Origin of the sequence: Trichodesmium erythraeum IMS101 (assembly GCF_000014265.1) — a bacterium.
GTDB classification, from domain to species: Bacteria; Cyanobacteriota; Cyanobacteriia; order Cyanobacteriales; family Microcoleaceae; genus Trichodesmium; species Trichodesmium erythraeum.
The window spans coordinates 4257205-4269603 of record NC_008312.1; the positions used below are offsets into that span (position 1 = coordinate 4257205).

The 12399-nt window shown below is 32.0% G+C and carries 10 protein-coding genes; 9 read left to right on the top strand and 1 reads right to left on the bottom strand.

The window, feature by feature from the left end:
• Positions 1 to 109 precede the first annotated feature (109 nt).
• The 5 genes from TERY_RS13180 (at position 110) to TERY_RS25325 (ending at position 6676) form a co-directional block, all read left to right on the top strand.
• Entirely contained in the window at positions 110 to 1618 is a 1509-nt protein-coding gene (locus tag TERY_RS13180; RefSeq protein ID WP_011612293.1) for a glycosyltransferase, read from the top strand.
• 578 nt (positions 1619 to 2196) lie between these two features.
• Positions 2197 to 3414, top strand: a complete 1218-nt coding sequence (locus TERY_RS13185; RefSeq protein ID WP_011612294.1) for an ATP-grasp domain-containing protein — start codon at positions 2197 to 2199, stop codon at positions 3412 to 3414.
• Positions 3415 to 4106: 692 nt separating this feature from the next.
• Entirely contained in the window at positions 4107 to 4976 is an 870-nt protein-coding gene (locus TERY_RS13190; protein ID WP_044136804.1) for a succinate--CoA ligase subunit alpha, read from the top strand.
• 789 nt (positions 4977 to 5765) lie between these two features.
• Entirely contained in the window at positions 5766 to 6107 is a 342-nt protein-coding gene (locus TERY_RS13195; RefSeq protein ID WP_011612296.1) for a helix-turn-helix domain-containing protein, read from the top strand.
• Between the two features lie 326 nt (positions 6108 to 6433).
• Positions 6434 to 6676 carry a hypothetical protein gene (locus TERY_RS25325; protein WP_011612297.1) on the top strand — a complete coding sequence of 81 codons (243 nt, stop codon included), beginning with the start codon at positions 6434 to 6436 and terminating at the stop codon, positions 6674 to 6676.
• Positions 6677 to 7562: 886 nt separating this feature from the next.
• On the opposite strand, the gene TERY_RS13205 is transcribed toward TERY_RS25325, so the two are convergent.
• A complete protein-coding gene (locus tag TERY_RS13205; protein WP_011612298.1) occupies positions 7563 to 7934 on the bottom strand; it encodes a hypothetical protein in 372 nt (123 codons plus the stop codon).
• Positions 7935 to 8815: 881 nt separating this feature from the next.
• On the opposite strand from TERY_RS13205, the gene TERY_RS30690 reads away from it, so the two are divergent.
• The 4 genes from TERY_RS30690 to TERY_RS13220 all read left to right on the top strand — a co-directional run bounded on the left by TERY_RS30690 (position 8816) and on the right by TERY_RS13220 (position 12304).
• Positions 8816 to 9757, top strand: coding sequence for a DUF3768 domain-containing protein (locus TERY_RS30690; protein WP_011612299.1), 942 nt, complete (start codon positions 8816 to 8818; stop codon positions 9755 to 9757).
• Positions 9758 to 10317: 560 nt separating this feature from the next.
• A complete protein-coding gene (locus tag TERY_RS13215) occupies positions 10318 to 11421 on the top strand; it encodes an aldo/keto reductase (protein WP_011612300.1) in 1104 nt (367 codons plus the stop codon).
• Between the two features lie 29 nt (positions 11422 to 11450).
• Positions 11451 to 11627, top strand: coding sequence for a hypothetical protein (locus TERY_RS33085; RefSeq protein WP_155994420.1), 177 nt, complete (start codon positions 11451 to 11453; stop codon positions 11625 to 11627).
• A 74-nt stretch (positions 11628 to 11701) separates the two neighbouring features.
• Positions 11702 to 12304: a hypothetical protein gene (locus TERY_RS13220; RefSeq protein ID WP_011612301.1), complete on the top strand. Its 603-nt coding sequence runs from the start codon at positions 11702 to 11704 to the stop codon at positions 12302 to 12304.
• Positions 12305 to 12399 lie beyond the last annotated feature (95 nt).

The following is a 12399-nucleotide window of genomic DNA, read 5'->3' on the forward strand; positions in this document are numbered from 1 at the left end:
AAAGCCTCAACTCTAGAGGTATATCTATAGTTTTTAAGGCGGAATATAGGTTAGTCTTTTAAACATAAGAAAATTATTAGTAGTTGGATATTTTAAGATTAGTTGAATTATGCCGGACAGTTATTTACCCAAAGACAGTTACTATCAGGAAACCAAAATTTATCAAAACGATACCTCAGATAATGAACAGGAAAATTATCAGGTATCAGAAAGGCAGAAAACTTTAGATGTTAACCAGATAGAGCAAAAAATAGAAGTGGTGGAGAAAAAAAAGTTTCAGGATATTTATGATGGTCGTAGATGTAAAGCAGCACTTATGCTATGGCTTATCTGGACTACTACTATTATCCTACATTTGCTTTCGTGGGGATATTGGATAATTCTGGGTTTGACAGGTTTACTGTCAGTTCAATTTTTGAGAATACTATTTGCTAAACCAAAATTAGCTCCAAAAACTCTGTCAGAAGAAAATTTTACTGAATGGCCTTATATATCTCTGTTAGTAGCCGCTAAAAACGAAGAAGCTGTAATCAGAAAGTTGGTAAAAAATATGCTGGCTTTAGATTATCCTACTAATAGTTATGAACTTTGGGTGATAGATGACAATAGTACGGATAAAACCCCTTTATTATTAGAACAATTGGCCCGGGAATATGAACAGCTAAAAGTGATTAGAAGAAGTCCAGATGCTGGGGGTGGTAAGTCAGGGGCTCTAAATGCTGCTATACCTTTTGTGAAGGGAAAAATTTTAGGAGTATTTGATGCAGATGCACAAGTAACACCAGATCTACTCCAAAAGGTAGTACCACTTTTTGCTAGGGAAGAAGTAGGAGCAGTACAAATCAGAAAGGCGATCGCTAATGCAGGTATAAACTTTTGGACGAAGGGACAATCAGCAGAAATGGTTGTGGATGGTTTTTTTCAGGAACAGCGAATTGCCATTGGCGGGATTGGAGAGCTCAGAGGAAATGGCCAGTTTGTACGAATGAATGCTCTGGAAGAATGTGGAGGGTGGAATGAACAGACTATTACTGATGATTTAGATTTAACTATTCGCCTACACTTAAACCAATGGGATATAGATTATCTGGCTTTTCCGGCAGTAACGGAGGAGGGAGTAACTAGCCCTATAGCTTTGTGGCATCAACGCTCGCGATGGGCAGAAGGAGGATATCAACGGTATTTAGACTACTGGAAATTGATTTTGCGTAACCGGATGAGATTTAGTAAAACTTGGGATTTATGGCAATTTTTGGTAACACAATATCTATTATCAGTTGCTGCTGTGCCTGATTTTTTAATGTCAATAATCTTACGTCGTTTACCAATAACAAGTCCTTTAACTGTGTTTACTGTTATGGTCTCTTTGCTAGGTATGTTTATAGGTTTACGCCGAACTCGGAAACAACAGATGAACTTAGCAAAGGAGGAAAAGGTGATGGAGTTTAATTCGAGTAAAGATAATCCATTGTCTTTATTTCTAACTTTACTAGAAAGTGTGCGGGGAACTTTTTATATGTTGCATTGGTTTGTAGTTATGGGTGTTACTATTGCTCGAATGTCTATATTACCCAAGAGACTAAAATGGGTAAAAACAGTTCATAGAGGTGATGAATAAAGTTAAAAATTGAGGTTACTATTATCCTCAGCATTCCGATTTGATATTTATTATAAAAGTTACTGTAACTGTTGACAATTGAATATCAGAGATCAAATATATAGTGTTTCTATTTCTATGTTGTGAAATCTAAATTTTTAGTAACATTAATTAGCTGAAATAATGCTGATAAATTGTAACTGTTAGAAACAGCTTCATAAGGTAAATATTATACTAAATTACTATTTGTTTGTTAATAAAAAAAATGTGATTGTCAAAGTTATTGTAGTCACAATAATGAAGATTGATAATTTCTATAGTTGAATAATGTTTATATTTTTATACTCATAACAAAAAATGAGTTATAAAAATAAAATTGCTATAACAGATAAAAAATCGGCAAAACTAGATAATAGATAGAACCATTTATTGGTAAAAGAAATTCCTAATTTATACTAAGCACAATAATTTTAATAAACTTAGCATTATTAAGACTATTTTATTGATAATTATTTTGCAAAATGTAGTTTTCAAGTTAATTTGCTAAAATAAAATATCTTAACTCTTATTAACTAGAGAAAATTAAAGGTTAAGTTGATATGGATTTATTAGAATATCAGGCAAAAGCATTGTTTAGTGAGATGGGAATACCTGTTTTGCCATCTCAAAGAATAGATTATCCTAAAGATTTAAAAAAATTAAAAATCCCTTACCCAGTTGTACTAAAGTCTCAAGTTCATACTGGGGAAAGAAGTAGCTTAGGGGGTATTAAATTTGTCGAAAATACAATTGATGCTGTAGCAGCAGCTCAGACAATTTTTAATTTGCCAATTAAAGATGAGTATCCAGCAGTTTTGTTGGCAGAGGCAAAGTACAATGCTGACCAGGAATTATATTTGGCAGTTGTTTTAGACCCAATAGTACGTCGCCCTGTACTTCTTGGTTCAAAACAAGGGGGTATTGATACAGAAACAGCGATTAAAAGTATGCAAAAGGTGGTTGTTAATCAAGAATTTTCTCCTTTTTATGCACGTCGTTTAATGGTGAAAATTGGACTGGAAGGAAAACTAATAGAATTAGTCAGTCATATAGTGGAAAAAATGTATCAATTATTTGTTGAAAAGGATTTAGATATGATAGAAATTAATCCGCTGGGTATTAGCCCAAAAGGAGAAGTAATGGCTTTAGATGGTAAGGTTAGTGTTAATGATTACGCTCTAGGTCGTCATCCAGAATTATTAAGTATAGTAGGGCAAAATATTAGTGATAATTATGAAATTAAACAGAAAGAAGTTAAGGAAATAGAGGATAGTTCTTTATTAGTGTTCAACAATATTAATGCTGTCAGTAATAGAAAAATAATTCCAGACTATCGACTGAAATTTAAAGAATTACAGGGAAATATTGGAATTTTATGCAATGGTAAGGGTTTAACAATGGCTACTGTAGATATGGTTATACAAGCTCAGGGAAAACCAGCTAATTTTCTAAATATTAAGCTAGGTGATTATTTGGAAGTTAAGAATAGTTTACGATCGCAAATGTTTACAGCTTTGGATTTAGTTAGTCAAAGAGACAATATTAAGGTGGTTTTAATAAACGTTATAGGTATAGTTGAAACAAGTGATGAGTTAATTACTATAGTATATGAATATTTGAATAAATTAACAAGTATAGACCAGAAAAAAATTCGGTTTGTGCTGCGTTTATTAGGAGGTAGAATTAGCAAAGCTAGGGAACGTTTATCAGATCTACCTGTAGAGGTTATAGAAAACTTAGAGGATGCAGTGAGCCAGGCTGTTTATTTGTCTAAATAGTGATAAGCACCTACACAAAATACTTGATAGAGTTTAATGTTTGCACAAGGATTGGATGTAGACTTCAATCAATATATAATTTATCTTATGTACTTGTTTAAAAAGAGAATAAATTACATGTAAATAATTTGAACTCAAATATAATTGATAGGTTATATAATTGCTGTTGCGTTATTATTTTCTTGTTCTAATTAGGACTTGCTGAATATATTTATGGGTGAGGGTAAGAGGTATAGACCTACGAAATATTAAGGATCACCAGGCACGAACAATGGGAATGACGAACAATTTTTATGCCTTTAATAGCTCAAAATTAATTATTTTGAGACTTGTTTGTCCTAAAGACTGAACATTACATTTTTTCGACAAAAAAAAGCTCAAGTAATATTTGAGTAAGTGTTTTCCAGTTTTTTTGAGCTCATTCTCATTATTTGAGCTCATAAGAAGGCCAAGAATGTAGCTTGTATAGATGTGTAACTGACTATTTAGTAATTTCCATATTGGTAATGTACACCTATTTGTTTTTTGCGTAGTAGTAGGTAGGGAAGTTGCTGCAACTTCCCTACGGTGATAATAGAAAAGAAAAAATAACTTTACCTCAGTAGCTTGAGAAATGCTATAAATAAAAACCTTTGATATGATAAATGATTGTTTGTGTAATAAATGCCTATATAAATAATGGCTAAAGTATGATGAATTTAACTAAATATAGCAAAGTTATAGTTCAGGGTGTTACAGAAAAAATATCTACCCAGATAGCTTTAACAATGAGGTCTTGTGGGACAAATGTGGTGGCAGGTATTAGTCCAGGAGAAGGGGGAGAAGAATGGCTAGGTATTCCTGTCTTTAGTTTGGTAGAGCAGGCAGTGGCAAAGATGGGTGTAATTGATACTAGCGTAATAGTTATGCCTGCTTATCAGGTATTAGATGCTGCTTTAGAGGCGATCACTTCGGGTCTCAAACAAATTGTGATTATTACAGAAGGTGTGCCTCCCCTGGATATGGTTAAGCTATTAAGAAAAGCTGAGACTACGGAAACTTTGATTGTTGGGCCAAACTGTGCAGGTATTATTATACCAGAGAAGCTGTTACTGGGTACTCATCCAACTCAGTTTTATACTCCAGGTCCAATAGGCATCATTAGTCGTAGCAATACTCTGACTTATGAGGTTGCCTGGGAACTAACAAGGTCAAGGTTGGGACAGTCTATTTGTGTGAGTCTTGGTTGCGATCCAATTGTAGGTTCTTCTTTCTTGCAGTGGTTGCAAATATTAGATGAGGATGACCAGACAGAGTTAATTGTGTTAGTGGGAGAAGTTGGTGGTGTAGCTGAAGAACTAGCAGCTTCTTATATTTCAGAGACAATTGATAAACCTGTAATTGCTTATATTGCTGGTACTTGCGCTCCGATAAATCAAAATTATAGTCCTGTTAATTGTTTAATTAGTAATAAAGTTGTTCGTGAAATTGAAAGTGAAAGAACTGGAGCTTTTGAAGGAGCTAATATACCAGTTGCAAAGCGACCCTCTGATATTCCAAGTTTAGTTAGAAATTTACTGTAAAAGAATTACATTTAATACTATTGAATATGGTGTTTAGTTGAGTGGTTATTATTCATAACGATAGAAGATTAACACTAGAATATGTTCATGAATTTTAAGGGGACAAGGTTTATGAGTATATTTAGGATCATTCTCATAATTTTTGTTATTAAGTTTAGTTCAACTTGCACACTTATTTATCTAAAAAATTCACCACAATTTTACTGTCAATAATTCCCTAATGTATTGCAAAATTTAATTTGTTTTTATATCTCATTAGTCCTCACACATTAATTATTTTACAGGGATAAAAAATCATGTTATGAATAATAAGGGCGTATCAATTGACTTTACAGGATATGTCTCTTTGAGTAATAGGATAAATTATAATCTAAAAAATTAGATCGAAGCTATTCCCTTATGACTCTTGAATCCTAACTTATCAAGGATTACCTAACTATTTGTAGTAAATATTTATCACTTTTTGGATTATAGAAACCGGGTTTATGGAAGATAGATTTAAGTGTGTTAGGACATCTAATAAAAAACTGTTTTGTTTTATTGATCTATCTTTCAGGTAGACTATACTTGTAATGATTTTGGGTTAATTTACAATGAGTCAATTTGAGCATTAAACTATATATAGATCCTGATTTAAATTGACTGAATGTTTAACTTTAGCATTATCTTGCTTTAGATTGATCATAATGTCAATCAAAATTCCTGTAGAAATTGTTGATTTAATCGTCAAACTTTTAGTTGAAATTTTCGTCAAAGTAGTCTAAAATACAGACCAGGAGGTAGAAAGTCGTGGGAAAGAGTTTTGGAAAGCTAATTAGAAAAGTCCGGAAGGACAAAGGATATTCCCAAAGGGAGTTGGCCAAGCACTTAGGAGTGGACTTCACCTATTTGTCCAAGCTAGAAAACGATCGCGCTGACTATGCGCCAAAAGAAGAAGTGATTCGCGGATTAGCGAAGAATCTCAATTTGAATCCAGAGGAATTGATTTTCCTGGCTGGTAGAATTCCTCAACAGTATGAGGAGGTTCTCAAACAAAACCCAAGAGAGATGCAAGTATTATTTCAACGAATGAAAGAAAATCCTGAGTTTGCTTATGAAATATCTCAAACGGCAAGGGAGAATAAGCGATGAGTATCCTCAAACCCTATAGCTTTTATGTCAAAGAGTTGATTTAGTATCAGGTAAATTATTTTCTGACGGGAATGCACAAAAGCACAAATTTTTCTCCCAAATGGCCTTTTCATGCTTCTTTAGTGGCTGATTTTTGGGATTTGGGAGTAGTTTAGAATTATATTCCCCCTGATGAAGGGGCAGCGATCGCTGCTTGAATATTAAGAACTAAACAAGTTATTGAAATCAATGAGGAAATTTTAGAAAAGTATCAATGGTTTCAAGAATCAACTTTTGCTTATAAAATTAGTAATTGGGTGCTACATCTGAATCTAGACAAAGGATAGGTGCTTGTAGAACACTTAAAACTCGATTTCAATGATTATGGAAAAGCAAAAGAGTCAGAACAAGCTCGCGGTGTAGAAGGCAATAAAATAGACTCTGTTGAATGGCAAGCACAATATTTTGTAAGTTGTTTATTAATGCCAAAATCAATTCTGAAAGAGAAAAGAGAAAGCAGGAACTTAAGTAAGTGGTCAAAGCTTGATGAAATCAAAGATGAGATAGGTGTAAGTACTTCTAAAATTTAATACTCTCAATAATACTTTTTGTTTTTCACAAAAGTTACTGTTACCTTTTTTGTCTAGATTGGCAAGGTAAATTGGTATAATGTGATAGTGATTAACTAGGCAGACAACTAATAAATTTACGACACTAAATTTAGTCTAATCTAATCATTAGATACAACTCTTCATTTTTTTTAAAGGTCTGATTAACCTAATCTTTGAAAGTAGGAAACTATAAGTTTTAAAACTTGATTTGCTGATCTGATAAAAATCTTTGTAAATTCTAGAGACTCGTCTCAAATTGAATATATTTTTGTATTTTATTAGCCCAAGTTTCCCAGAGTATTCACCTATAGTTTTGGAGTAGAACAATTAAATTTTTTAAATTATCTAGATATTACTGGTTAATTGATTTTAATTATGTTTATGGTATTATGAAAATAATTTATTTATTATTATTAAATAATTATTGTTGACAAAAACTAGGCTTATGTTTTGGTTAATCCTGAATATTGAGTACTTTTGAACTCTTTTGTTATCTATCTAATTGTGGGAGCAATTCCTGTTAAACTACTGCCTTCAATGTGAGCCTGTAGAACTGTATACATTTGTTAAGGTTGAATTTTTCTGCTATGGTATTAAACTGTCGAAAGCGTTACTGAAATTGGTTGACATTTAAGATAATAATATATTTGACTTTCTTGACTCCATGTATCAGAGATTTGTGATGGCCACGTGTAGAACATTTCATGATGATTGAAAGTATTTGTTGACAATGATTATATGATCATTCCCAAACTTTCTTAATGCACTATCCTAGTTTCTAAGTTGCTTGAAAACAATATATAGGAGTATTTTTTTGGTGATGACATAATTGATTTACTTATAGAATATGAAAAGTTATTAATGGTTAACTCAAAGATAGAGGTAAATCTTCAGAAACAATATTTTTTAAGTCTAACATTAGGTTTTCATTACTTCTGTGAGCTTCCCAAATTCCAGAATTAAATCTATTTATTAGCCATTGCCCCTGGATAAAATTTTCATCTTCAGAAATAGTCCCAACATAATTAATAATGTATTGTGAACCTATGAGATATTGCTTTGCAAAATTAATCTTATGTCCAATAACTTTACCGCTTAATGTAGCTTCTCCTAGATAATTACCGTCTAGAATATTGCCACTTAAGGTATTACCACCTTGAATAAAGGTAGCTTCAAATCTTGTAGGATTTGTTTGTTGCCAATAAGTACCTAGCCAAGTTCCACTTAAATTTGCCATGATAACTGAATTTGTATTTAATACAAAATTGGAAATTCGAAAAATAAGCTTACAGCAGTTTTTGTGATATTGGTACAACCAAAAAAGGACTACTATAAGTATCTATATAGAACTATAGGGCAATTCATTTAACTAGTCTTAAGAGTAAGGAAGCAAAATATAATTATATACTTAAGCAGGAGATATAAAAATAATTTGATTTAGTTATAGTAATTTGCCCATTGGTGGTGATAATTTTTATAATGGTTAATTTGAACTAAAAACCTTTAAAATTAAGACGATAACTTCTAATTTTGTACATGATATCTTAATAAATATATTAATGGAAATAGATTATAGTAGAAAGACTATTTGCTGTTCCTAGGAAATTTTTGATAATTATCCTCAGTCAATCAAGTATTTTCTCTTATTTAATTTAATATATGTATAAAGTTTTGAATTTGATGGCAGATTTTAATCCGCCAGAGATGTTGAACAAAATATAAAATTTCAATCTTTCCCTTTTCAGGGGATGAAAAAATCTAACTCTAATTTTTCTTGGTTTCAGTTTTAGAGGTCGGTACTGATAATTAAAATGACGCCTAGAAAAAATTTTACTACTACAGCTAAGTTGATAAATAGGGCATTTTGGCCAAAAAACTCAATATAGATTCGGGTAGAGAAGTACTTATACTATAATCTAGTAGCCATAATTAATTAAAACCTTAATCAATTTTTATATTTTATTCTCAAGTCGGATATTATAAAATATAGGGTGCAAACTCCTGTCGTATAATTTATTCCTAGTGAAAACCAAAGTATAAAAATCAGGTACAGTTAATCTTAAATATAAAAATCAAGAAAGTTTAAATTATCTTTAAAAATAAATTATTGAGAGAAAAATGAGCAGAAATAAACAATTATTAAATCAACATAAACAATTATCTGAACCTCAAGAAAGTGATTTTTTGAAAGCATTTAGTCAGGCTCCAATAGGTGCATCAACTTGGAATTGGATTTTAAGTCATCCTCGTACTGAAAAAAATCAAATGTTCCTACCTATGTCGACAATATCTGACTTGACGACAGATTATGAACCATTATTTTTATTGAAACTTTCTTCAGGGAAAAGTTGGGATTTAGAAAGTCCTTTGAAAGTGACTGCTAAAGCTGGAGTTTTTTTCACAAAAGTAGGCTCTATTTCTGTTGCACCACTACATGTTCTATTCCAGTTATCGGGAAATGATTATATTTATCAAGTTTGGATTAATCATTATGGAGGAAATATTTTACCAACTCCATTGGATAAGTTGGAAAAAATGCCATATTTAACTTTATTGTTAATAGAAGATAAGTCTAAGCCAGAAAGGTTGATTAAAATTGAGAATCAAATAAATTGGTCATATTTGAAAGCTCAAATAGAATCAGTTGCATCTTGGAATTTGGAAGCTTTTAATGCAGTAAAATCTCTAGGATATTCTGCTCAAAAATTATGGGACAGAATAACAGAGAAAGAAGTTAGGCAAAGAACAATAACTAAGTTAAATGATCGCTTTAGGAATGGAGATAAAAGTCTGGGAGAATATAAAATGAGTCGGCAAGTATTAGCATTGTCGAGAAAAAAACAAAAAGAACTATTTAAAGAAATTCAAGATTTTTGTGATTTTACACCTGAAAATGACCCTGAGGGTCAACATGAAATGGGTAAAGTGATGATGGATGGTGTGGAATATGTTTGGAAAATTGACTATCTAGATACAAGTATGATTATGTTATCAGATGTACCAGAAGATATAAATAGAACTACTAGGGTATTGTTAGTAATACGAGAGGATGAATGTTGATATCACGCACTTATGGCTGAGGTCAGAAGTCATAGCTCAGAAGTTAAATTGGCAGTATTGACTATGTTTGGAGAAGATTGAGAATGTTCTAAAGGTTATGGCAACTGCTATATTTGACGGCTTGAAATTAATGGTTAGTATTCGGTGGAAAAGGAAAAAAAAGAAGTATCTTATTGCTTAGAAAATTTATGTTTTAGTACAAATAAATTTTTTGATAACGTTGTCGTTGTTCTCCAAATCATTTCTGATTTTTCTATATATTTTCTACCTGATCTAAAAAGAATTAATTATCTTGATGTATAAACATTCAGTTTTGAGTCCTTAGCTATTGATACTTAAACATTTTCTGGTTGAAAAAATGAGCAAAGTTTAGTCTAATTACTTCAATGGTAAAAAAATTGTTATAACCTTTGCTCTCTTTGGGTTTATATCTTTTTTAGTTCAAAGGTTTTGTCTGTTTATATTTGAGCCTATTTTCTGACTCCATGGCGGTTTTTGTCCGAGTATTAGTTTCATCGCCATATTCATATGTATATATAATTAATGAGGGTTGAAAAAAAGTGATTTTAGGAAAAGCTACAGCAATAAAAACTAAGCATTATTCTGAACTTCATCAAATAGAATGTCTGCCAGAACACTTCCGAGAATTTAATAATTTTACTGCTAGTTCAATAGGTATCGGTACATATCTAGGTTCTTCGGATACAGCTACAGATAATTTAGTGACAGAAGCTATTCTTAAATCAGTAAAAGGTGGAATAAATTTAATAGATACTGCTATAAATTATCGGTCTCAGCACGGGGAAATAAGTCTAAAAAAAGCTCTACTTAAATTAATAGAATCAAAAACTGTATCACGAGAAGAATTAGTTATTTGTTCTAAAGGTGGTTTTATTCCTAACCGAGCAAGAGAAGAGTGGTTTAAAGGAGAATATATAAATAACTCTAAGTTTAATATTCAAGAAACAGATCTGGTGGCGGGAATTCACTGTATGCACCCAGAATATATTCAAGACCAGCTAGAACGCAGCTTAATTAATTTGGGTATAGAAACTATTGATGTTTATTACTTGCATAACCCAGAAACTCAGTTAGGAATTATTTCTACGGATGAATTTTATCGTCGTCTGAAAGCAGTTTTTTCAGTGCTAGAAAAGGCTGCTCATGCTGGTAAAATAACTTCTTATGGCATAGCTACTTGGCAAGGTTTTCGGGTGCAGCCAACTGATCCAAAACATATTGACTTAAGTAAAACTAAGTCTATTGCTCAAGAAGTAGCAGGGGGAAAAGGCGATCACTTCCAATTCATTCAACTACCAGTTAATTTAGCAATGTTGGAAGCTGTTATTACTCCTACTCAATTTGTAGATGGCAAAATTTTACCGGCTATTACTGCAGCCAATAAACTTGGGATAAATGCGATCGCTAGTGCTTCTATTGCTCAAGCTAAAAACTTCGAGCAGTTGCCAAAAAAAATTATGACTGCCCTTAGTAAGAGCCTGAAAACAGATGCGCTATCTGCTCTCCAGTTTACCCGTAGTGTTCCTGGTTTATGTTCGGCTCTGGTGGGGATGAAGTCTCCTGAGCATGTGGCGGAAAATTTAACATTAACTAGTATTCCTCTATTAAATGCTGCTGACTTTGCTGAGTTGATAGGTGAATAGGTTAAGAACTAGGGAGTAGGGAGCAATTTGTGGTGTTGGATCTTACTGGGTATATTTGTATCTCACGGCTAGCGGTAAGTCCTTTATTATTATGGGAAATTAAAGAAGGTAGCGATCGCGCACCTCACTCTCACAGTAAGCATTCAATAGTAGGAATATTTGCATCCTTGCTGAATATGAAATATTTTTTTTACGAAATTAAGTAAATTTGATATCATATAAAAATATGAATTAACCAATTTGTTAATCTATAAATTATGTAGCTGAAGTCGACACTAAGATGTCTTATAGTCAATTTAATCTAGAAACAGTTGAACAAACTTTTGGGCTGAATATTCTTGAAAGTCTGGAACTTTTCGCTACAATTCCAGAGGTAAAAATTAGCGATTTCTTAAAACAATGTCTGCAATATAATACTCCTATTGCTTTAGAAATTGCTACGGAAAAAGCTAGATCAGAAATGATTATTACACCAATTTTGATTGAGTTAAAAAAACAATTTGAGTCAAATATTAGTCTGTTTTCTGGTAGAGAATTTAATGTGGATAGTCAATTAGGATTGATTGGTTATTGTGATTTTATTATCAGTAAATCTCCTTCTCAATTAATAATTAAATCTCCGGTTGCTATAATTTTGGAAGCCAAAAATGATAATATTCAATCAGGTTTAGGTCAGTGTATTGCTGAGATGGTAGCAGCACAAATATTTAATCGACGGCAAAACAAGAATTATACAATTTATGGCTGTGTTACTACTGGTACTAACTGGAAATTTATGAAGTTATTTGATCAAGTAGTAAGGGTTGATCCTAATGAGTATTTCTTGAATAATATTGGTAAGTTGATGGGAATTTTAAGAAGTTTTATTGAGTCAGAAGGTTAAGATTAGATAGGAATTATATTATTTATCAAAATCTTTTTTACATTTTATTGAGCAGAAAAGTATGGAAGTATTGAGGTAGAGGTAAAAGTAAATAT